Raw genomic sequence first — 21,766 nt, 5'->3', positions numbered from 1 at the left:
CCGAGGTTGGGGCCTCTATGCCGGTCTGCGCCGAGATGCAAGCGTCCGCGACAATAGTTGCGTGGCCCGTTAACTGATGGTAGCGCGCCGGCCTATTCCGGGGCCGTTCCGTGCCCCCTGATCCAGGCATTTGGAAACCATGTTCGCAACACCCGCATATGCACAGGCCGCAGGCGCGGCGAGCCAGGGCAGCACCGCCGGTGCGATCGTGTCGCTGGCGCCACTCGCTCTTATCTTCGTCGTCTTCTATTTCCTGATGATCCGTCCGCAGCAAAAGCGGATGAAGGCGATCCAGGACGCCGTCGCCGCGGTCAAGAAGGGTGACACCGTCGTCACCGCCGGCGGGCTGATCGGCAAGATTACGCGCGTCGAGGAGCGCGAAGTCGAGATCGAGCTGGGCACCAATGTCCGCGTCCGCGCGATCAAGTCGACTCTGGCCGAAGTGCGCCCGCTCGGCGCCAAGCCCGCGAACGACTGATGCTCGATTTCCCGCGCTGGAAGATCCTGTCGATCGCCATCGGCCTTGCGCTGCTGGTGTCGCTGTCGATCCCGAGCTTCGTTCCCAAATCGGTGCGCGAGACCTGGCCGAGCTGGATGCCGCGGCCTGCGGTGAATCTGGGGCTCGATCTGGCCGGGGGCAGCTATCTGCTGCTCGAGGCGCAGACCGCCGATGTCGCCAAGGCCAAGCTCAACCAGATGGAGGAGCAGGTCCGCGCCGAAATGCGCCGCGATCCGCGCATCGAAATCGGCGACGTATCGGTCCAGGGCGGCAAGCTGACCTTCATGGTCCGCGATTCGGCGAAGGTCGATGCAGTGCGCGAACGGCTGCTTGCGATCACCGGCAGCGGAGTCGGCACCACCGGGCAGCGCGAATGGGACGTTGCGGTCGTCGATTCGAGCCGCTTCGTGCTCACCCCCACGGACGCAGGGCTCCAGCAGTCGATCGACACCGCGATGAACGACGCGCGCGAAGTCGTGGACAAGCGCATCAACGGCCTGGGCACGCTGGAGCCGACCGTCGTGCGCGAAGGCGGCAACCGCATCGTGGTGCAGGTCCCCGGGCTCGACGATCCGACTGCGCTCAAGAAGCTGCTCGGCCAGACCGCGCAGCTCGAATTCCGGCTGGTCGATACCACCGCCGATCCGCAACAGGTCGCGCAGGGCATCGCCCCCGCCGGATCGGTGCTGATGCCCTATGCCGATGGCGGCGGGATGATCGCGGTCCAGCGCCAGGTGATGATCACCGGCGGGATGCTGGTCAACGCCACCCAGACCTATGACCCGCAGAGCGGCGCGCCGGGCGTCACGCTCCAGCTCGACGGCGCGGGATCGAAGCGCTTCGCCAAGGTGACGCAGGAAAATTCGGGCAAGCCCTTTGCGATCATCGTCGACAACAAGGTGATCTCCGCCCCCCGGATCAACGAACCGATCCTGGGCGGCAGCGCCGTCATCAATGGCGGTTTCACGGTGCAATCGGCGAACGAACTGGCGATCGCGCTGCGTTCGGGCAAGCTGCCGATCGCGCTCAAGGTCGTGCAGGAAAGCACCGTCAGCCCCGAACTGGGCGCCGATTCGATCCGCGCGGGCATCACCGCGTCGATCATCGCGGTCGTCGCGGTCATCGCCTTCATGATCCTGACCTATGGCCGCTTCGGCCTCTATGCGACCTTCGCAGTGGTCATCAACGTGCTGGTGATCCTGGGCGTGATGGGCCTGCTCAACGCCACGCTGACGCTGCCGGGCATCGCCGGCTTCGTGCTGACGATCGGCACCGCGGTCGACGCCAACGTGCTGATCAACGAGCGTATCCGCGAAGAGCGGCGGCGCGGGCGCAGCGTGATGCAGGCAGTCGAGCTGGGCTATAAGGAGGCCAGCCGCACGATTTTCGAAGCGAACGTGACTCACGCCATCGCCGGGTTCATCATGCTCGCGCTCGGATCGGGTCCGGTCCGCGGCTTTGCGGTCGTGCTGCTGATCGGCATCGCGACGTCGGTGTTCACCGCGGTGGTCTTCACTCGCATGCTCGTCACGATCTGGCTGCGCCGTAACCGGCCCGCCGAGATCAACATTTAACGGAAGCGCGATCCCCATGCGGCTCCTCAAGATCATCCCGGACAACACGAACATCGGGTTCGTGCGCGTCCGCCACATCGCCTTTGCGATCACCGCGCTGCTCACCGTGGCGGCGCTGGTGCTGACCGTGGTGCGCGGCCTCAATCTCGGCGTCGACTTTGTCGGCGGCGTCTCGATCGAGGAGAAGTTCACGACCGCGCCGCCGCTCGACGAAGTGCGCGCGCTGGTCAACGGGCTGGGCCTGGGCGAGGCTGCGCTCCAGCAACTCGGCGGGCCGAACACGATCACCATCCGCCTGCCCCCGCCCGAATCGAGCGATCCGGCGGCGGTCGATGCGATGGTGGAGAAGGTGAAGGCGGCGCTGGCGGCGAAATTCCCCGGCGCGAGCTTCAGCAATTACTCGACGGTGTCGGGCAAGGTTTCGGGCGAGCTGGTCCAGAACGGCATCCTCGCGGTGCTGCTCGCGATCATCGGCATCGCGATCTTCTCGTGGTTCCGCTATGAATGGCAGTTCGGCGTGTCGACGGCGGTGGCGATCATCCACGACGTGCTGATGACGATCGGCTTCTTCGCGCTGACTCAGTTGGTGTTCGACCTCAACATCGTCGCGGCGGTGCTGACGATCATCGGCTATTCGATCAACGACAAGATGGTGATCGACGACCGTATCCGCGAAAACATGCGCAAATTCCGCAAGATGGGGATGCGCGAGCTGATCGACCTTTCGGTCAACGAGACGCTGCCGCGCACCGTGATGACCTCGCTGACGATCATGCTGGCGCTGGCGTCGCTGCTGATCTGGGGCGGGCATGTGCTGCGCGGCTTCGCCTCGGCGATGATGCTGGGCATCGTGGTCGGCACCTATTCGTCGGTCTATGTCTCGTCGTCGCTGCTGATCACGCTGGGGCTCAAGCCCGGTTTCCGCGAGGCCAAGGCCGATGCGAGCAACGCCGAGCGCGTTGCGCCGCGCGACCTGCCCTGACGCGGTAAACGCGGGTGAAGATGGAACGCCGCAGCGCCGAAGGTCCGCTGATCTCGGGCTTTTCGGGGCGCGGCTTTCGCGTCGATGAGGGCGTGTATGAGGGGCTGTTGATCACCCCGCAGCGCGCCGATGGCTGGTCGCCGCCGCCGATCGCCGACCTCGCCGAGGGCGATCTGGCGCCGCTGCTCGCGCTCGACCCCAAACCCGAATTCCTGTTGCTGGGCACCGGCGCGACGTTGGTCCGCCCGCCGCTGGCGCTGGTCAAGGCGCTGGGCGCGCGCGGGATCGGGATCGAGGCGATGGACAGCCGCGCCGCCGCCCGCGCCTGGGGCGTGCTGCGCGCCGAACTGCGCTGGATCGCGGGCGCGCTCTACCCGCTGGGGTAAACCCCTTCCTAACGCGCCATTACCGGATTCTTAGGCCGCACCTGCCACGGTCCCCGCAACAAGGGGTCGCAGGCGGGAGTAATGCGGGGGCATGGCTGAATTACCGTTGATCGCGGCGCGCCCGCCGCGACTGAGCGAAATGGCCGATGCGCTGGCGGCGATCGAGACTTCGGGGATCTACACCAATGGCGGACCGGTGGTGCGCCGGTTCGAAGCCGCGATCGTCGAGCGGCTGTATGGCGGCGCGGGCGATTGCCTGGCGGTGCCCAGCGCGACGATGGGGCTGATGCTGGCGATCCGCCATGCGCGCGAGGGGCGATCGGGCGATCTTGCGCTGATGCCCGCCTTCACCTTTGCGGCGACTGCGCATGCTGCGCTCTGGGCGGGGCTGACCCCCGTGCTGGTCGACAGCAACCCCGACGACTGGGCCGCCTGCGCCGCCGCCGAGGACGCGGCGCTGCGGCTGCATGGCGAGCGGGTCGCGGTGATCGTGCCCTATGACAGCTTCGGGACCGGCATCGACCTCGACCGTTACGCGCGGATCTCCGGCGAGCATGGCGCGGGGATCGTGGTCGACGCCGCCGCGTCGCTCGGCAATATCGACGCCGCGGGCACGGGGTTTGGCGGGCGGGCACGCTTCGCGACGGTATTCTCGATGCACGCGACCAAGCCGTTCGGCACTGCCGAGGGCGGGCTGGTCTACAGCGCCGACGCCGTGCAGATCGCCGAGATGCGGCGGATGAGCAATTACGGCTTCGATGGCGGGCGCGCCGCGATGGGGCCGGGGATGAACGCCAAGCTGCCCGAAGTGCTCGGGCTGCTCGCGCTGGCCCGGCTGGAGGCGATCGAGGGGGTGGCGGCGCATCGCATCGCGCTCGCCGCGCGCTATCGCGAGGGGCTGGGCGATGCGGTGACGGCGCAGCGCGTGCAGGGCGCGCGGGCGATCCCGCAATTCCATTCTGTGCTTCTGCCCGCGGACCTCGCGCCCCGGCGCGCCGCGATCATGGCCGATCTTGCCGCGCAGGGGATCGGATCGGGGCATTATTTCAGCCCGCACCTGGGGCAGCAGCCCTATTTCCAGCGGTGTTGCATCGCCGGGCCGACCCCCGTGGCGGACGCGATCGGCGCGCGGATGCTGTCGCTGCCGGTCACCGACGCGATGACGCTCGCCGATGTCGACACGGTCGCCGGCGCGCTGCTCGACGCCTGCGCGCGTGCCCGCCGTGCGGTCCCCGCGCAGGTCCGCACGCCGCAGGTCCATGCGACGCTGCTCGTCGGCGGCGGCCCGGCGGGGATCGCGATGCTGCTTTCGGCGAGCAAGCAGGGGCGCCTCGCCGATCTCGCCGCCGGGCTGGTGGTGGTCGAGCGCGGGGTCAGCCTCGGCGGGGGCCAGCTCGCGCGCTATGCGATCACCTCCGACAGCACCGCCGAGACCTTCCTGACCGCGGCCAGGGACAACCCCCACCCCGAAATCGCGGCGCTGACCGAGCATCCCAGCGGGCAGGAGATTGCGCGCCATATAGGCCGGCTGGGCGTGCCGCTCGCGCGCACCGGGGCGTTTCTGGAGGCGCTGGGGGACCGCGTCGGCGCAGTCGTGGCGGAGAATGGCGGGTCGCTGCTGACGGGGCATGCCGTGGTCGAAGCGCGTCGCACCCCCGCCGGGCTGTGGCAGGCGCGCATCCGCGATTGCGCGACCGGGGCCGAGCGCACGCTGCTGGCGCGCAACCTCGTGCTGGCGACCGGCGGCTATCAATGCCCCGACGAGGTAGCCAGCGCGCAGGTGGCGGGGATGCCGCTGGGCGCGCGAGTCGGCGAGCGGCTGGTGCCGTCCGACGCCTTTCTCCGCATCGGTGGCGTGGACGCGCTGCGGGCGCGGCTGGCCCCCGCCCTGCCCCGCGGATCGCGATCGTCGGCGCGTCGACCAGCGCGGTGGCGGCTGCGGCGCTGCTGCTCAAATCGGACATTCCGTTGGGCGCGGCGGCGCTGACGCTCCTCCACCGCGCGCCGCTGCGCCCCTTCTACCCGTCCGCCGAGGCCGCTTATGCCGATGGCTTCACCGATTTCGGCCCCGACGATATCTGCCCGTTGAGCGGATTCGTCTATCGGCTCGCGGCGTTCCGGCTCGAGGCGCGCGAACTGGTGCTGCGGATGCTGGGGATTGGCGGGCGGGCGCCGGATCCGCGCTTCCGGCTCCACCGGCTGGGCGGCGACGACGCGGCGGCAGGCGCGATCCTCGACGCCGCCGATATCGTCATCGGCGCGCTCGGCTATCGCCCGCACGCGCTGCCGCTGTTCGGCGTCGATGGCGAGGTGATCGCGCTGGCCGCGCATGCCCCCGGACGCCCGCGGCTGGTCGACCAGCAATGCCGGGTGATCGACGCGGCGGGCCAGCCGCTGCCCGGCGCCTATGGCATCGGGCTGGCGGCAGGGTTCGTGCCCGAAGGGCGGCTGGGCGGCGAGCGCAGCTTCAAGGGCAAGGCCAACGGGCTGTGGCTGTGGCAGAACGATGTCGGCCAGTGCATCGTCGAGCAGCTGCTCGACCGCGAGGTGGCGCAACCCGCGCGCAAGGCGGCATGACCGCACCCGCGCTGTCAGTCCTCATGCCCGCCTATAACGGCGCGGCGCTGATCGGCGAGACGATCGAGTCGGTGCTGGCGCAGAGCTTCGCCGATTTCGAGCTGATCGTGGTCGACGACTGCTCGACCGACGACACATGGGACGTACTCCAGCGCTATACCGATCCGCGTATCCGCCTGTTCCGCGCCACGGAGAATGGCGGGCCGGTGCTGGCGCGCAACCAGGCGTTCGCGCAGGTTCGCGGGCGCTATGTCGCCGGGCTCGACCAGGACGATCTCTGCGCGCCCGATCGCTTCGCGCGGCAGGTCGCCTATCTCGACGCGCACCCTGACGTGGCGCTGGTCGCCAGCGACTGCATGTTGTTGTCCGAAGGCGTCACCAGCCGCTGGCCCGGCCCGCGCGACCTGAGCCCGGCGGTGATCGACTGGCTGCTGATGGTGCAGAACCCGCTGGTGTGGTCGTCGGTGATGCTGCGCGCGGAGGCGGCGCGGCGGCTGGCGCCGTTCGAGCGGCCCGAGATACGCTATGCCGAGGATTTCGACCTGTACCACCGCATCCGCGCATTCGGCACGGTGGCGCGGATCGAGGCGCCGCTGCTCGTCTATCGCTGCCACCCCGGCGGCGCATCGAAGAAGTTCCGCGAGGCGATGGCGGCGAGCGCGGCGAAGGTGCTTGCCGAGCGTTATGCGCCGCTGTTCGGGGACGCGGCCCCGGACCGCGCCGCTTTGGTGGTCCGCCACCTGATGGCGCGCGATCCCGTCCCCGACCTGCCGACGCTGGCGCAGGTGCTGGCGACACTCGACGCGCTCCACTGCCGGTTCGTGGCCAGCCGCCCGCTCGACGCGACCACCCGCCGCCGCATCGACCGCGAATATGCGCGGCTATGGTGGCTGGTGGTGCGCCCCGCATTGCGCCTGCGCACCGTCCGCCTGCGCGACGTCCTGCCGCTGCGGCGCGATCCGGTCCGCTCCCCGCTGCGCGAGCCCGAATGGCTGCTGTCGCTGGTGGTGGGGAGGGTGCGGGCGCTGGGGTGGTCGCAGGCGCGCAGTTAGGGCGTACCGCTCAGCCGGATGCCAGCCCGGCATCCAGTTCGGCCAGTCGCGCCTCGATCTGGGCGGACATTTGATAAATGCCCGTCAGTTCCGGCATGAGGTGGCGAACCTCCTCCTTGCCCGTAAAGGTGCCAAAATACCGCGTAGTCGGCGAATTGAACCACATCCGCGCGATCGTCTTACGGTTATTGTCGTCGAGCAAAATCGCGCAATAGGATTTGCTGTCTCGCATAACGACACGTTTCGGGTCCACGAGCCGTGAGGCAATCGCCTGGACGATGTGGAAGCCGCTTATTTCGTCCTGGGTCGTGACAACCCCCTCCTCAGCGGGGTCGGCAACCGCCACTTCAGCCTCGCTGAGGGCAGGTGCAGTGGCGTTTAGCGCGGAGGAGAGGCGTTCGCTGACCCGGTCCCTGATGATCGACGCAATCGTCGCCGGCACGAGGCGCGCGATGCTCTCCTTCACGACGGGCGTTAAGCGCCCCTCGACGACCCTCGCCGCGAACAGGCGTACGAAATCCTCGGAGGGCTCGGCGAATTCCTGCTCTATCGCCTTCCGAAGAAGCGATTGGAGTTTGAGATTCCCCGCTTCCAGAAGAATCTTTTCGATATCGAATTCGCTCTTGGTAAACTTCTCCAGCGTGCGAATGTCGGAGGGCTTGATCGCGTCCATGCTGAACGTGAAAAAGGGGCGATCGTCCATTTTGTTGGGCTTCTCGACGTCCGAGAAGAACTGATAGTTTACGCCATTCGTGAGCACCGCAAGCCGCGCATCAGTCACACTGAAATAGCGAAACAGCTGGCCGGCGTGGTTGACGTTCAATTCCGATGTAGAGGGCTTGCACTCGACCAGAATATTTACGGCGCCGTTGGAGCATATCGCGTAATCGACTTTCTCGCCTTTTTTGGTGCCGACGTCTGCGGTGAACTCCGGAACCACTTCCTTGGGGTTAAACACATCGTACCCAAGCGATTGAAGAAACGGCATGACAAGCGCCGTCTTCGCGGCTTCCTCGGTCAGCAACGCCTCGCGATGCTCCAAAGTACGCTTCTGTAATTCGGCCAGACGTGTCGAAAAATCCATATCCACTCCCCCGCTTATTGCGGCAGAATGGCTTCAGTAAAGCGCGGCGGCAAGATGGTTAATTTACAGTACGCCATCCCATAAAGGTGCGACCGACTACGCGGCCTGACTACTCGCTTGAGAACGCGCTGCTCAGTTCAGCCGGGCTTCGGCGCGGATCGGGGGCAACTGCGCCAGTGCGGGCCGGGCGTACCAATAGCCCTGGTGGTAGCGCACGCCCAGGTTGCGCAGTGCGGCGGCTTCTTCGGCGGTTTCGACGCCCTCAGCGATCACCAAAGTATCGAGTTCGGCGCACATCGCCACGACGGCGCGGAGGATCGCCTGGCGGCGGCTGTCCTGCTCGATCCCGCGCACCAACTCGATGTCGAGCTTTACTTCGTCGGGCGCGAAGCGGGCGAAGCGGCCCAGCCCCGAATGCCCTGCGCCGAAATCGTCGATCGCGACCTTGAACCCGATCTGGCGATAGGTGTCGATGATCGCGGAGACATGCTCGGGCGATCCCATCGCCTCATTCTCGGTGAATTCGAAGATCAGCCGGTCGGTCGGCAGCCCCACTGCGCGCGCCGTCCGCAGCGTCAGCTGGATGCATGCCAGCGGCGAATAGACGGCATTGGGCAGGAAGTTGATCGAGAGCAGCGCGTCCGAATCGAGCAGCCCCGCGGCCATCGCGGTCTCGATCGCCTTCACGCGGCAGGCCTGGTCGAAGGCGTAGAGATTGGCGTCGGTGACCTGCGACAAAATCTCCTGCGCCCCCGCGCCGTCCGGCCCGCGCACCAGCGCCTCATAGGCGAAGGGCGTGCCGGTGCGCGTGTCGACGATCGGCTGGAACGCCATCGCAAACGGGATGTCGAAATCGACTCCGTCGCGGCATCCGGAGCAGGAAGAGGGCGCTGCCATTGCCCCCGAGTATAGGGGCCATCCTAAAAGAACGTGAAGACAGGCACTTACGTAAAAACCCCAGGCTGGCGCGCGAATCGCGCCAAAGCGCTGGCCAGTCGATCGGTGAGGGCATCAGCGCTTAGGCCAGTCGAGCACGGCAAGCACCGGAAAATGATCCGACGTCTGCACGGGGCCGCGATGATCGGTGATCGTCTCGACCTGCGCCGCCGTAAAGCCGCGGGTGAAGACCCAGTCGATCCTCCGGGCCGCAGTGCCGGTGAAATTATGGAACGTCGCCTCCGGCCCGCGCTTGACCGGCGCGGTTTCGCGCGCGTCCTGCATCTGGCTCGCGAGCAGCCGGTGCGCGGCGCTTTCGGGCGCGGTGTTGAAATCGCCGGTCAGCACCACCGGCAGCGTCCCCGCCATCGCCTGAATCCGCTTGAGGATCAGCGCGGCGCCCTTTTCCCGCGCGGGCTCGTCCTCGGCGCGATAGGGCAGATGCGTGTTGAACGCATAGAAGCGGCGCCGGTCCGAAACCCGCTCGAACAGCCCCCAGGTCACCATGCGCGGAAACGGGTGGCCCCAGCTGATGCTCCCCGCGATCTCGGGCGTGTCGGACAGCCAGAAATTGCCCGATTGGACCAGCGTCAGCCGATCGCGGCGATAGAACAGCCCCATATGCTCGTCCGTGTCGTCGCCCCGGCGACCGACGCCGATCCAGGCATAACGCTTCAGCCGCTCGGCCAGGAAATCGCCCTGTTCCTTGAGCAATTCCTGCGTGCCGATGATGTCGGGCGCGGCTTTCTCCAGCATTGCGGCGGTCACGTCGCGGCGCTTGCTCCACGCATTGGCGCCGTCATTCTCATTGGCGTAGCGGATGTTGAAGCTCATCACGCGGAGCGGCGCCTGCGCCATCGCGGGCGCAGCGCTCGCGACCAGCACTGCCAGCGCCAGGGCGATCCTTTTCAACACCGTCATCGTCATTCGCGTCCCTCATGAGTCGCTGCGCCGCTTGGGCCAGATAATTGTTTCGACCGCATGGCCCCTTTGCGGCGGCGGGCACCCTTCCCATATCCGGCGCCTATGAGCGATAACAGCAATGCGTGGCACGGCACGACGATCCTCTCCGTGCGCAAATCGGGCAAAGTGGTCATTGCGGGCGACGGGCAGGTCTCGGCGGGCAACACCGTGATGAAGCCCAATGCGAAAAAGGTCCGCCCGCTCGGCGACGGCAAGGTGATTGCGGGGTTTGCAGGCGCGACCGCCGATGCCTTCACGCTGTTCGAGCGGCTGGAATCGAAGCTCGAGCGGCACCAGGGCCAGTTGCTCCGCGCCGCGGTCGAGCTGGCGAAGGACTGGCGCACCGACAAGTTCCTGCGCAACCTGGAGGCGATGCTGATCGTCGCGGACAAGGACATCACGCTGGTGGTGACCGGCAATGGCGACGTGCTGGAGCCCGAAGGCGGCGTGGCGGCGATCGGATCGGGCGGCAATTTCGCGCTCGCCGCGGCGCGGGCGCTGGTCGATTACGAGACCGATGCCGAGAAGATCGCGCGCCAGGCGATGAAGATCGCGGGCGAGCTGTGCGTGTACACCAATGACCGGCTGACCGTGGAGACGCTGGATAGCGCCAACTAAGTTCCCCTTCCGCTTGCGGGAGGGGTTAGGGGAGGGCCTGTCCTCCTCACCCTGCCCGGAAGTATTTCCCCTCCCCCGACCCCTCCCGCAAGCGGAAGGGGAGAAGAAGATAAGATGAACCAGAACCTGACCCCCAAGACCATCGTCGCCGCGCTCGATGCGCATATCATCGGCCAGACCGATGCGAAAAAGGCGGTTGCCGTCGCGCTGCGCAACCGTTGGCGGCGGCAGCAGCTCTCCGCCGACCTGCGCGACGAGGTCACGCCGAAGAACATCCTGATGATCGGGCCCACCGGGTGCGGCAAGACCGAGATCAGCCGCCGGCTGGCGAAGCTCGCCGACGCGCCGTTCGTGAAGGTCGAGGCGACCAAGTTCACCGAAGTCGGCTATGTCGGTCGCGATGTCGAGCAGATCGCCCGCGACCTGGTCGAGGAAGCGATCCGGCTCGAAAAGGACCGCCGCCGCGCCGCCGTGAAGGACAAGGCCGAGGAAGCCGCGATGGGCCGGCTGCTCGACGCGCTGACGGGCAAGGACGCCAGCACCGCGACGCGCGAGGCGTTCAAGCAGCGCTTCCATGACGGCGTGCTCGACAACACCGAGATCGAGATCGAAGTCGAGCAGGCGGCGCAAATGCCCTTCGACATCCCCGGCGGTGGCGCGCAGATGATCAATCTGGGCGAGATGATGAAGGGGCTGGCGGGCACCCCGCTCAAGCGCCGCAAGCTCAATGTCCGGAGCGCGTGGGACAAGCTCGTCGAGGAAGAGGCCGACAAAAGGCTCGACCAGGACGAAGTGAGCCGGGTCGCGCTGGCCGATGCCGAGGCGAACGGGATCGTCTTCCTCGACGAGATCGACAAGATCGCCGTCAGCGACGTGCGCGGCGGTTCGGTGAGCCGCGAAGGCGTCCAGCGCGACCTGTTGCCGCTGATCGAGGGCACCACCGTCGCGACCAAATACGGGCCGATGAAGACCGATCACATCCTCTTCATCGCGAGCGGCGCATTCCATGTGGCAAAGCCCAGCGACCTGTTGCCCGAGCTTCAGGGGCGGCTGCCGATCCGCGTCGAGCTGAAGGCGCTGACCGAGGAGGATTTCGTCGCGATCCTGTCGGACACCAAGGCGAGCCTGGTCGCGCAATATGCCGCGCTGCTGGGCACCGAAGGCGTGACCATTGACTTCACCGACGACGGCATCCGCGCGGTTGCGAAGATCGCCGCCGAAGTGAATGGCGAAGTCGAGAATATCGGCGCGCGGCGGCTCCAGACGGTGATGGAGAAGCTGCTCGAGGAAGTCAGCTTCGAGGCCGAGGACCGCAGCGGCACCGCGCTGACGATCGACGCCGCCTATGTGAACGCCCAGCTCCAGAGCATCGCGCGCAACACCGACCTGAGCCGCTACGTCCTGTAGCGTTCAGTTGGCCTTGGTCCGGGTATAGGGCGTGAACTTGCCGAAACGGCAAAAGCCGCTGGGGATCGACGTGCCGGCGTCGATCACCCGGAACATGTCGATGCTGCACAATTGCGACCCGCGAATCTCGACGATCATCGTCGAGAAGGGGCCGAGTGCGGGGCAGGATTCGGGCAAGTCGACGCGCCAGATTCGCCCGCCGCCGGTGTACAGGATCGTGCGGCTGTCGATGATCTGCGGGCCCGACAGGCCGTTGGGGGTGATGCAGTCCTGCGGCGTGCCCGCGGTGCGCCCCTCCAGCGCCTTGCCGAGGTCGCGGCTCGCCTCGGCCTTGCGCGCAGCCTCGACCTGCGGATTTGCCGCGCATCCCGCCAACGTCGCGACCAGCGCTGCGGTGGCGACCATCCATTCTGTGCGCATCCTGCTCATCCTTTATTTGGTATAGGGGACGAAAGTGCCCAATGCGCAGCTTCCGGTCATCATGCCGCCGGTCCGGGCGCGGGTCCGGATGATGTCGCCCCGACAATAGTCGCCGCTGATGGCACTGAACGACACCACCATGTCATCGCGCCGAAGCCCCGCGCACTGGCCGAGCACGTCGTTGCGGTACACCCGGTTGCGCCCGCTGACATACAGTATGACGCCATCGGCGGTGCGTAGCTCGCTGATCCGGTTGCGCGGGATGCAGTTTCGCGGCTTGCCGGGGGTCAGCCCCGCCAGCGTCCGTTCGACCCGGGCGGTGGCGGCATCCGGCTTGCGGTTTTCCTGGATCGCAGCAGTCGCGGCGCCACCGGCGGCGAGGATCAGGAGAGGAATGGCAAGGCGGATCATCGACGGTCTCCAATTTGCCCCTGTCCCGCTATAACGCGTTCAGCCGCGAAAAGCATCCTTGGCGGCGCGGCGCTCGGCGAGAATTTCGACGCTGGCGGCGCGCAGGAAGGGGTTGGTCGCGCGCTCCTGCGCGATCGTTGTCGGGACGGTCGCCTGACCGGCGGCGCGCGCCGCGTCGACTGCCGTCATCCGGGCGGCGATCGCGGCGTTGTCGGGCTCGGCGACCAGCGCATAGCGCCCGTTCGACTGGGTATATTCGTGCGCGCAATAGACGATGGTCTCGGGCGGGAGCGCGCCGAGGCGCTGCATATTGGCGAACATGTGCGCCGCAGTGCCTTCGAACAGCCGCCCGCATCCCATCGCGAACAGCGTGTCGCCGACGAACACCGCGCCCTCGTCCGCGAAGTGATAGGCGATATGCCCCGCCGTGTGCGCGGGGACCGCCATCACCGTCGCGCGGTAGGCGCCGAGCGTCACGACATCGCCCTCGCCGACCAGCCGGTCCGCGGTCGGAATCCGTGCCGCCTCGGCTGCGGGCGCGATCACCACCGCGCCGGTCGCCGCCTTGATCGCGGCATTGCCGCCGGTGTGGTCGGGATGCCAGTGGGTGTTCCAGATCGCCGAGAGCGCCCAGCCGCGCGCCTCCGCCTCGGCCAGCACCGGCGCCGCCTCGGCAGGATCGACGACCATCGTCTCGCCCGATACCGTATCGTGGACGAGCCAGATATAGTTGTCGCTCAGCGCCGCGATGCGGACGATTTCCAGCCCCGGCGCCGGCGCCATCACCAGACCCCGGTGTTGGGCATCGACGCCCAGGGTTCCTGCGGCGGCAGATGCCCGTCCTGGAGCAGCTCGACCGAGATATTGTCGGGGGTGCGGATGAAGGCCATATGGCCGTCGCGCGGCGGGCGGTTGATCGTGACGCCTGCGTCCATCAGCCGCTGGCAGGTCTCGTAGATATTGTCGACGCGGTAGGCCAGGTGCCCGAAGTTGCGGCCGCCATCATAGGTTTCGAACGAACCGTCCTCGGCGGGCCAGTTATAGGTCAGCTCGACCTCGGCCTTGCCCTCTTCGCCCGGCACCGCGAGGAAGATGAGCGTGAAGCGCCCCTTCTCGCTTTCCATGCGGCGGACTTCCTTCAGCCCGACCAGTTCGAAGAAGCGCACCGTCGCCTCCGGATCGGTGACGCGGATCATGGTGTGGAGATATTGCATGGGCGCCAAGATAAGGCCGCGCGGGCCATGGCACCAGCCCCGGAGCGGCTATTTCGCGGCGGCGCCGTCGAACTGGGCGAGCGCCTTGCGCGCCGAATCGGCGGCGGGGCCGGTGGGCGCGAGTTCGACGACACGGCCCCATGCGGTGCGCGCCCCCGCCTCGTCGCCCGAGGCCGCGGCGATGTTGCCTGCTTCGAGCTGGACCGCGGGATCGTCCGCCGACAGCTTGATTGCGCGATCGATATCGCGCTTCGCCCGCGGCAGATCGTCGCTCCGCCGTGCCAGCGTCGCCGAGAGCAGCCATGCCAGCGGATCGCTCGCGGCATCGGCCAGCGCCTGGTCGAGGTCGGCGCGCGCCCCCGTCGAATCGCCCGCGGCGACCAGCACCCGCGCCCGGTCCAGATGCGCCTCGCCCAGCGCCAGTCCGGTCAGCGTCCCGGTGGCGAGCGCCGCGTCGAGATCGGCGCGCGCCTTGACCGCATCGCCCGACGCCAGCCAGGCATTGCCCGCCTGCGCCCAGTAATTCGCGGCGCGGGCGTCCTTGGCCATTTCGGCGGCGCGCGCGGCCTCCTCGAACGCCGACGCCGCCGAGGTCCAGCGCCGCTGATTGGCATAGGCGACGCCGAGACATTGCTTCGCGAGCATCCCGCCGCCCTCCATCTGCCATCTGGCGGCATTGGTCACGCCCGTTGACGGATCGCCGGTGGCGAGGTCCATGCATTCGGCGAAGCGCGCGGGCTCCTTGGCGCTCGCTTCGGGGACGGACACGGCGGCGGTCTGGAGGCTCAGCAGGATCAGGAACATTGGGCAATCACATCCTCTACGGCCCGGACGAGCAGCGCGATGTCGCTATCGCGCGAAAGCCGGTGGTCGCCGTCCTTGATCAGCAGAGTCTGCACCGCGTCTGAACGGATCAGCTCGGCGAGCCGCGCGGCGCGTTCCCACGGCACTTCCTTGTCGCGCTGGCCCTGGAGCAGCCGCACCGGGCCGTCGAACGGAATCGGCCCGATCATCATGCGATTGGCCTCGCCCGACGCCCAGAAGCCGCGCGTGGTGATCGTCGGCGTATCGCCATAGTCATTGGGCTGTTCGAGCCGCCCGTGCTGGAGCAGATGCAGCTTCTGTTCCTGGGTGAAGCCCCAGTCGGTGAAGTCGGGCGCGGCGGCGATGCCGATCATCCCGACCACCTGCTGCGGCCGCGCCTTGGCGACCATCAGCATGATCCATCCGCCCATCGACGACCCGGCGAGCACCACCGGCCCCGGCACCAGCGCGTCGAGGATGCGCAGCGCATCGTCGCGCCACAGCGCCAGCGTCTGATCCTCGAACGCGCCTTCGCTGGCGCCGCACCCGGCATAGTCGAAGCGCAGGAACGCCTGCCCCCGCGCCCGCGCCCATGCCTCCAGCGCCAGCGCCTTGGTGCCGTTCATGTCCGACGCATAGCCGCACAGGAACACGATGGTCGGCCCTTTGCCGGGCGAAAGGTGATAGGCGAGGTTGGGACGGGCGACGGCGGGGGGTGCGGTATCGGTCATCGCCAAGGGCTTAGTCCGATCCGCCCCCGCCGTCATCCCGCTCGGGCCGCTATTCGCCTCCGTCCGGCGCGGCGGCGGGCCTGGCCGCGCCAGTCCCCGCGGCGCTCGCGACCAGACTGTCGAGCGTCTGGCCGTCGAACCCCAGTTCCTTCATCAGCCCGTCGATCACCGGCGCCTGCGCACGATAGCGCAGCGCCGCCGCCACCGCCGCGTTGGCGAGATTGCCTTCGCCCTCGCCCGCATTGCCCGCGCCCGCGCCGCCATTGCCGGTGATGCCGTCGACCTGGACGATGCGGATCGAATCGATCGCCTCCATCGGCTTTGCCGCCTCGCGGATGATTTCGGGAAGCACCTTGAGCAATGCGAGCTTGGTGGTCAGCGATACCTGGTCCGAGGACAGAAGGTTCGCCGCCTCGTTCACGGCGCGCTGCCCCGCCGCCTCGACTTCGAAGCGGACGCGGTCGGCATCGGCCTTGAGCTTGGCGGCCTCGGCCTCGCCCTGTGCGCCCAGCCGGGCGGCTTCGGCGCGGTCGGCGGCGGCGGCCTTTTCGGCCTCGGCCTGGACCTTGATCCCGATCGCGGCGCGCTCGGCTTCGCGGGCGGCGTCGATCAGTTCGATGCGCTTCTGGCGCTCGGCCACCTCGGCCTCGCGCGCGGTGCCGACGCGCTCCTCGGCGACCACGGCCTCGGCACGCGCCTCGTCGGCCTTGGCGCGGGCCTGGCTTTCCTCGCGGCTCTTGTTCTGCACCGCGATCTGCTGCTCCTGGCGGGCGAGTTCGAGCGCCTGGGCCTGCGCGATCTGCGCCTCCTTCACGGCACGGTCGGCCTCGATCTGCGAGCTGTCGACTTGCTTCTTGGCCTCGATCCGCGCCTGATCGGCCTCGCGCGTGCGCGTCGCCTGTTCGCGCGCGACTTCGGATGCCTGCACCGCGCGCTTCATCTCGATCTCGCGCTCCTGCTCCAGCCGCGCGAATTCGGTGTCGCGGCCGATCAGGAAGGACTGGCGCTCAGCCTCCAGATTCTTGGTCTCCATCTGGATGCGGGTATCCTGCTCGATGTCGTTGCGCGCCTTTTTGCGCAACTGGATCTGCTCGGTCAGCTTGGTCAGACCCTCGGCGTCGAACGCGTTATTGGCGTTGAAATGCTCGATCGAGGTCTGGTCGAGCCCGGTCAGCGACACGCTTTCCAGCTCCAGCCCGTTCATCGCCAGATCCACCGACGAGACCTGCTGCACCTTTTGCACGAAGTCGCTGCGCTGCTCGTGCAACTGCGCCATCGTCATCCCCGCGGCGACCGAGCGCAGCGCGTCGACGAACTTGCCCTCGACCAGTTCCTTCAGCGCCTCGGGGTGCATCGTGCGCAGGCCCAAAGTCTGCGCGGCAGTCGCGATCGACTGGGCGTCGGGCTTCACGCGGACGTAGAATTCGGCCTTCACGTCGATGCGCAGCCGGTCGAGCGTGATCAGCGCGTCCGAATTCTTGCGCTCCACCGCCAGCCGGACGGTGTTCATGTTGACGGGCATCGTCTCGTGGAACACCGGCAACACCAGCGCACCGCCGTTGATCACGACCTTTTCCCCGCCAAAGCCGGTGCGGACGAAGCCGATTTCCTTCGACGCGCGGCGATACAGCTTGGCGAGGATCATGCCGAGCACGATCAGCGCGACCAGCGCCGCGCCCGGAATGGCGATATAGGGAATAATCGACGTTCCCTGGGTCACGAGTTCGGTGGACATTTTCAGACCTCCAGTCGCGGCAGGCGGAAATCGCCGCGCGAAATTGCACGAAAGACATCGCCCTCGCGGCGGACGAGCAGCACGGCTTCGCCCTCCTCAAAGGCGGGGCCGGCGCGGTCGGGCTCGACCATCACATAATGCGCCTGGCCATGGTGATCCTGGACGCGGGCGCGCGCCGGCGAGCCGAGGATTGCGCGTCCGGTGACGACGATCGCCTCGCGTCCCGCGAGCAGCTCCAGATCGATCGCGGTGGTGTGATCGCGCGGCAGGATGCGCGCCAACCCGGCGGCGGCGAGGCCCGTGAGCGGCAGCGTAGCGGCGAACGCGGCGGGCGCGGCGATCCACGGCGATACCAGAGCGCCCAGCAGGTCATGGCTGAGCTGCTGGCCGATCAGCCCGAGCACACCAAAGATCGTCAGGAAGACGACGATCAGCATCAGCAGCGGCAGGCGACCAACGCCAAGCCAGGCGAGCAGATCGAGATCGCCGTCCGGCGAATCGATATCCGGCCCGTCGGCAATATCGGTATCGAACCCGAAGCCGATAAGCTGGACCGCACCGATCAACAGCATCAGCACCAGCGCGGAGACGAAGAGGATATTCTCCGGCGCGGCAAGAAAACTCAACATGATTCCCCCCGAACCCTTGGCCGAGGATAGGAGACAAGCGACGGGCCTGAAAGCGAAATCGGACGCCGGGGGCTGTCCCGACGTCCGATTTCAGTCTCGAATAAAGCCCGCCCTATGACGCCGCCGCGAACGTATCGCATTGCGCGGGATCGCCGCTGTCGAGCCCGCGCTTCAACCACTGCATCCGCTGGGCGGAGGTGCCGTGGGTGAAGCTGTCGGGCACCACCCGGCCCTGCGCTTCCTTCTGGAGGGTGTCGTCGCCGATCGCATTGGCGGCGGTCATGCCCTCTTCGATGTCGCCGGGCTCCAGCCGGTTGCGGTTGCGCCCGGCCCAGACGCCGGCGTAGCAATCGGCCTGAAGCTCGAGCAGCACCGAAAGGCGATTGCCCTCGGTACGGCTGCCCTGTGCCTGCGCACGCGATACTTCGCCCGAGGTGCCGAGCAGGTTCTGGACATGGTGGCCCACTTCATGCGCGATCACATAATCGCGCGCGAAATCGCCCTTCGCGCCGAAGCGCCGCTCCAGCTCGCCGAAGAACGCAGTGTCGAGATACACGCCATTGTCGCCGGGGCAGTAGAACGGGCCGACGGCAGACGTCGCCGCGCCGCAGCCGGTCTGGGCGCCGCCGGTGAAGAAGTTGATCGTCGCGGGGGTGTAGCGCTTGCCCGCGGCTTCGAAGATCGGGCCCCAGGTCTGTTCGGTGCTGGTCATCACGCGGCACGCCTCGAGCCGCTCGGGCGTCGCCTGGCACACCGACGCGCCGCTCTGTCCGGCGGTGGGCGATTTCCCTGCGCTGCCGCCGGTGGTGCCCAGCATCCCGCCGCCGCCGCCAATCGCGAAATAGACGAGCGCGACGATGCCGATCAGCGCGATCCCGCCGCACCCCATGCCGCGCCCAAGCAGCAGCGGCAGAAGCCCCAGCAGGCCGAAGCCGCCGCCACCGCCGCCGCCCGAACCCAGATCGCGGGCATGTTGGGTAGGATCCAGATCGTCGAGCCGCATCGCGCTCCCCTTTTCGTTGACTGCCCGCAACAATGCCTGAAGCGCCCAAGCGTTGCACCTGCCCAAAAGTCGTCGGTTGAACCGGGGGCGGCGATGGGCCACATGGGCGCGCATGGCAGATGCCGAACCGAGATCACATCGTCGCGCCGCGGGCCTGCCGCTGCCCGATTGCGTTGCGCTGGTGCTCCAGGGTGGCGGCGCGCTGGGGAGCTTCCAGGCGGGGGTGATCGAGGAACTCGCGACCACGCATATCGAAATCGATTGGGTGGCGGGAATCTCGATCGGCGCGATCAACGCCGCGCTGTTCGCCGGCAATCCGCCCGAACGGCGACTCGCCGCGATCCGCTCGTTCTGGGATGGCGTCACCGCTGCGCTCCCCGATTTCTCGCTGCCGATGAACGACACGCTACGCGAATTTTCGCACGAATGGTCCGCGGCGATGGTCGCGCTCCAGGGCGTGCCGGGCTTTTTCAGCCCGCGGATGGTGCCGCCGCAGTTCGCGGTGCCGGGAACGCCCGAGGCGCTGAGCTTCTACGACACGGCGCCTCTCCGCGCGACGCTCGACTCGCTCATCGACTGGGACCTGCTCAACCATGGCCCGATCCGGCTATCGGTGGGCGCGGTCGAGCTGGGCAGCGGCAATTTCCGCTATTTCGACACGCGCGACGAAGTGCTGGATGCGCGCCACATCATGGCGTCGGGCGCGCTGCCGCCGGGGCTGCCGCCGGTCGAGATCGACGGCAAATTCTATTGGGACGGCGGGCTGGTGTCGAACACGCCGCTCACGCATGTCCTCGACAACCAGCAAGCCGATACGCTGATCTTCCAGGTCGACCTGTTCTCCGCATCGGCGGCGCTGCCGCGCACGATCATGGACGTGATGGCCCGCGAAAAGGAAATCCGCTACTCCAGCCGTACGCGTGCGGTGTCCGACGAGCGCATGCGGTTGCGCGAGGCGCGCGAGACGGTGCGCCGCCTGCTCGACAAGGTCCCGCCCGAGGTCGCCGAAGACCCCGATGTCCAGGCCGTCCGCGCGCTGGTCAAGGAACATGCGGTCAGCCTGGTCCAGCTCATCTATCGCGCGAATGTGTGGGAAGGCGGCAGCCGCGACCTGGAGTTTTCAACGCGATCGATGCGCGAGCATTGGCAGGCGGGGCGCACCGCTGTGGCGGAAACGATCGCCCATGCCCAGATCGTCGCGCAGAACATCCTCGACGGCAAAACCGCCGCCTATGACCTCACGCATCGCTAAGTCGGGAGTATCGCCATGTTCCTAAAGGGCAAAACCGCCATCGTCACCGGATCGACCTCCGGCATCGGGCTCGCTTATGCCAAGGCGCTGGCGGCGGAAGGCGCTAGCGTCGTCATCAACGGCTTTGGCGACGCGGCGGCGATCAAGACCGAGCGCGCGGCACTGGCGGCGACCAGCGGCGCAAGCGCGCTGTACGACGCCGCCGACATGACCAAGCCCGAGCAGATCGCCGCGATGGTCGCGCGCGCCGAGGCCGAGCTGGGCAGCGTCGACATCGTCATCGCCAATGCCGGCATCCAGCATGTCGCGCCGATCGACGAATTCCCGATCGAGAAATGGGACGCGATACTCGCGATCAACCTGAGCGCGACCTTCCACCTGATGCGCGCCGCAATTCCGGGCATGAAGGCGCGCAAATGGGGGCGGATCATCTCGACCGCATCGGCGCACAGCCTGGTCGCAAGCCCCAACAAATCGGCCTATGTCACGGCCAAGCACGGCCTGGCCGGGCTCACCAAGACCGCCGCGCTCGAAGTCGCGACGCATGGGATCACCGTCAACTGCATCTCGCCGGGCTATGTCTGGACGCCGCTGGTGGAGAACCAGATCCCCGACACGATGAAGACGCGCGGGCTGACCCGCGAGCAGGTGATCAACGACGTGCTGCTCGACGCCCAGCCGACCAAGGAGTTCGTCCAGCCCGAACAGGTCGCGGCGCTGGCGCTGTTCCTCTGCCGCGACGAAGCGGCGCAGATCACGGGCGCCAATTATTCGATGGATGGCGGCTGGACCGCCGCCTGAACCCCGTGAAGGATGTCGCGACGATGAAGTGGATGCTGCCCGTTGCCGCCGCGCTGGCCCCCGTGCTGACCGGCTGCTCCGTCTATCGCGAGGCGACGTCGTCGCGCCTTCCCGCCGGCGCGAACTGGCAGACGATCGCCACCGATTCGGACCGCAGCCGCATCCGCAACTGGCGCAAGACCTGGGACGCCGCGCTCCCGCTCGCGCAAAAGGCCGATGGCGGCGCGATCGCCCGCGATCCGCTGTTGTTCGATCCCGACCGCGCGCTGGGCGACGCGATGCCGCCTGCGGGCGCCTATCGCTGCCGCATGTTCAAGCTGGGCGAGAACGGGACCGCGACGCGCGATTTCGCGGCTTTTCCGGCGTTCGATTGCCGCATCGCCGACGAAGGCGAGGTCAAGAGCCTGAACAAGCTGGGCGGGACCCAGCGCCCCACCGGGCTGATCTTCGCGGACAGCAATGCCCGTGCGATCTTCCTCGGGACGATGGTGCTTGGCGACGAGACGTCGCCGCTGCGCTACGGGCTCGATTCGAAGCGCGACATGGTGGGCTATATCGAGCGGATAGCGCCCAAGCGCTGGCGGCTGGTGCTGCCGCGCCCGCGCTTCGAATCGATCCTCGACGTGGTGGAGCTGGTCCCCGCGCCCTAGCGGCGCTTGGGCCCTTGCGCGCCGCCCCGGCGGTGCTA

The 21,766-nt window shown here is 67.6% G+C and carries 24 protein-coding genes; 12 read left to right on the top strand and 12 right to left on the bottom strand.

Going from position 1 to position 21,766, the window contains the following annotated elements:
* Positions 1–139 precede the first annotated feature (139 nt).
* The 7 genes from yajC (at position 140) to TS85_RS02150 (ending at position 7,070) form a co-directional block, all read left to right on the top strand.
* A complete protein-coding gene (yajC, locus tag TS85_RS02180) occupies positions 140–478 on the top strand; it encodes a preprotein translocase subunit YajC (protein ID WP_044335702.1) in 339 nt (112 codons plus the stop codon).
* The gene (gene secD, locus TS85_RS02175) at positions 478–2,073 is read left to right on the top strand and encodes a protein translocase subunit SecD (RefSeq protein ID WP_044330160.1); all 1,596 of its coding nucleotides are present in this window, start codon (positions 478–480) and stop codon (positions 2,071–2,073) included. Before yajC ends, secD begins: the two co-directional genes overlap by 1 nt.
* Positions 2,074–2,089: 16 nt before the next feature.
* Entirely contained in the window at positions 2,090–3,055 is a 966-nt protein-coding gene (secF, locus tag TS85_RS02170; RefSeq protein WP_044330159.1) for a protein translocase subunit SecF, read from the top strand.
* 20 nt (positions 3,056–3,075) lie between these two features.
* Positions 3,076–3,441: an Mth938-like domain-containing protein gene (locus TS85_RS02165; RefSeq protein WP_173426208.1), complete on the top strand. Its 366-nt coding sequence runs from the start codon at positions 3,076–3,078 to the stop codon at positions 3,439–3,441.
* 91 nt (positions 3,442–3,532) lie between these two features.
* On the top strand, positions 3,533–5,428 hold the full coding sequence (locus tag TS85_RS23910; protein WP_227698635.1) for a DegT/DnrJ/EryC1/StrS family aminotransferase: 1,896 nt from the start codon (positions 3,533–3,535) through the stop codon (positions 5,426–5,428).
* Positions 5,371–6,018, top strand: coding sequence for a hypothetical protein (locus tag TS85_RS26010; RefSeq protein ID WP_227698634.1), 648 nt, complete (start codon positions 5,371–5,373; stop codon positions 6,016–6,018). Before TS85_RS23910 ends, TS85_RS26010 begins: the two co-directional genes overlap by 58 nt.
* Positions 6,015–7,070 (top strand): glycosyltransferase family 2 protein, encoded by a 1,056-nt coding sequence (locus tag TS85_RS02150; protein WP_044330157.1) that lies wholly within the window; start codon positions 6,015–6,017, stop codon positions 7,068–7,070. The genes TS85_RS26010 and TS85_RS02150 overlap by 4 nt, the downstream gene beginning before the upstream one ends.
* 10 nt (positions 7,071–7,080) lie before the next feature.
* On the opposite strand, the gene TS85_RS02145 is transcribed toward TS85_RS02150, so the two are convergent.
* The 3 genes from TS85_RS02145 to TS85_RS02135 form a co-directional block, all read right to left on the bottom strand.
* A complete protein-coding gene (locus TS85_RS02145; RefSeq protein ID WP_044330156.1) occupies positions 7,081–8,154 on the bottom strand; it encodes a type I restriction endonuclease in 1,074 nt (357 codons plus the stop codon).
* Between the two features lie 132 nt (positions 8,155–8,286).
* Positions 8,287–9,051, bottom strand: coding sequence for an EAL domain-containing protein (locus TS85_RS02140; RefSeq protein ID WP_227698633.1), 765 nt, complete (start codon positions 9,049–9,051; stop codon positions 8,287–8,289).
* A gap of 114 nt (positions 9,052–9,165) precedes the next feature.
* Positions 9,166–10,017 carry an endonuclease/exonuclease/phosphatase family protein gene (locus TS85_RS02135; RefSeq protein ID WP_044330154.1) on the bottom strand — a complete coding sequence of 284 codons (852 nt, stop codon included), beginning with the start codon at positions 10,015–10,017 and terminating at the stop codon, positions 9,166–9,168.
* 99 nt (positions 10,018–10,116) lie between these two features.
* Here TS85_RS02135 and hslV point away from each other — a divergent pair, with 99 nt between their 5' ends.
* Positions 10,117–10,671 carry an ATP-dependent protease subunit HslV gene (gene hslV, locus TS85_RS02130; RefSeq protein WP_044330153.1) on the top strand — a complete coding sequence of 185 codons (555 nt, stop codon included), beginning with the start codon at positions 10,117–10,119 and terminating at the stop codon, positions 10,669–10,671.
* A 114-nt stretch (positions 10,672–10,785) separates the two neighbouring features.
* Positions 10,786–12,078 carry an ATP-dependent protease ATPase subunit HslU gene (hslU, locus tag TS85_RS02125; RefSeq protein WP_044330151.1) on the top strand — a complete coding sequence of 431 codons (1,293 nt, stop codon included), beginning with the start codon at positions 10,786–10,788 and terminating at the stop codon, positions 12,076–12,078.
* A 3-nt stretch (positions 12,079–12,081) separates the two neighbouring features.
* On the opposite strand, the gene TS85_RS02120 is transcribed toward hslU, so the two are convergent.
* From TS85_RS02120 to ypfJ, 9 genes are all read right to left on the bottom strand, one after another.
* Positions 12,082–12,498 (bottom strand): DUF6491 family protein, encoded by a 417-nt coding sequence (locus TS85_RS02120; protein ID WP_052507686.1) that lies wholly within the window; start codon positions 12,496–12,498, stop codon positions 12,082–12,084.
* A gap of 12 nt (positions 12,499–12,510) precedes the next feature.
* Positions 12,511–12,909 carry a hypothetical protein gene (locus TS85_RS02115; protein ID WP_044330149.1) on the bottom strand — a complete coding sequence of 133 codons (399 nt, stop codon included), beginning with the start codon at positions 12,907–12,909 and terminating at the stop codon, positions 12,511–12,513.
* Between the two features lie 39 nt (positions 12,910–12,948).
* Positions 12,949–13,692, bottom strand: coding sequence for a hydroxyacylglutathione hydrolase (gloB, locus tag TS85_RS02110; protein ID WP_044330148.1), 744 nt, complete (start codon positions 13,690–13,692; stop codon positions 12,949–12,951).
* Entirely contained in the window at positions 13,692–14,105 is a 414-nt protein-coding gene (locus TS85_RS02105; RefSeq protein ID WP_407082110.1) for a VOC family protein, read from the bottom strand. The genes gloB and TS85_RS02105 overlap by 1 nt, the downstream gene beginning before the upstream one ends.
* Before the next feature lie 66 nt (positions 14,106–14,171).
* Positions 14,172–14,927, bottom strand: a complete 756-nt coding sequence (locus tag TS85_RS02100) for a tetratricopeptide repeat protein (protein WP_155006275.1) — start codon at positions 14,925–14,927, stop codon at positions 14,172–14,174.
* Positions 14,918–15,658: an alpha/beta fold hydrolase gene (locus TS85_RS02095; RefSeq protein WP_044330145.1), complete on the bottom strand. Its 741-nt coding sequence runs from the start codon at positions 15,656–15,658 to the stop codon at positions 14,918–14,920. The genes TS85_RS02100 and TS85_RS02095 overlap by 10 nt, the downstream gene beginning before the upstream one ends.
* Before the next feature lie 49 nt (positions 15,659–15,707).
* Positions 15,708–17,393 (bottom strand): flotillin family protein, encoded by a 1,686-nt coding sequence (locus TS85_RS02090; RefSeq protein WP_044330143.1) that lies wholly within the window; start codon positions 17,391–17,393, stop codon positions 15,708–15,710.
* A gap of 2 nt (positions 17,394–17,395) precedes the next feature.
* Positions 17,396–18,022 carry a YqiJ family protein gene (locus tag TS85_RS02085; protein WP_044330141.1) on the bottom strand — a complete coding sequence of 209 codons (627 nt, stop codon included), beginning with the start codon at positions 18,020–18,022 and terminating at the stop codon, positions 17,396–17,398.
* A gap of 112 nt (positions 18,023–18,134) precedes the next feature.
* Positions 18,135–19,025: a KPN_02809 family neutral zinc metallopeptidase gene (gene ypfJ, locus TS85_RS02080; RefSeq protein ID WP_044335694.1), complete on the bottom strand. Its 891-nt coding sequence runs from the start codon at positions 19,023–19,025 to the stop codon at positions 18,135–18,137.
* 112 nt (positions 19,026–19,137) lie between these two features.
* Here ypfJ and TS85_RS02075 point away from each other — a divergent pair, with 112 nt between their 5' ends.
* Genes TS85_RS02075 through TS85_RS02065 form a run of 3 tightly spaced genes read left to right on the top strand, consistent with a single transcriptional unit; the run spans position 19,138 to position 21,728 of the window.
* Positions 19,138–20,277 carry a patatin-like phospholipase family protein gene (locus TS85_RS02075; RefSeq protein WP_044330140.1) on the top strand — a complete coding sequence of 380 codons (1,140 nt, stop codon included), beginning with the start codon at positions 19,138–19,140 and terminating at the stop codon, positions 20,275–20,277.
* A 15-nt stretch (positions 20,278–20,292) separates the two neighbouring features.
* On the top strand, positions 20,293–21,078 hold the full coding sequence (locus tag TS85_RS02070; protein WP_044330139.1) for a 3-hydroxybutyrate dehydrogenase: 786 nt from the start codon (positions 20,293–20,295) through the stop codon (positions 21,076–21,078).
* Positions 21,079–21,101: 23 nt separating this feature from the next.
* Positions 21,102–21,728, top strand: a complete 627-nt coding sequence (locus TS85_RS02065) for a DUF4893 domain-containing protein (protein WP_052508091.1) — start codon at positions 21,102–21,104, stop codon at positions 21,726–21,728.
* Positions 21,729–21,766: the final 38 nt, after the last annotated feature.

The organism is Sphingomonas hengshuiensis (assembly GCF_000935025.1).
Classification (GTDB): domain Bacteria; phylum Pseudomonadota; class Alphaproteobacteria; order Sphingomonadales; family Sphingomonadaceae; genus Sphingomonas; species Sphingomonas hengshuiensis.
Note: the sequence above shows the minus strand (reverse complement) of the source record. Positions and strands in the feature narration are given on the sequence as shown.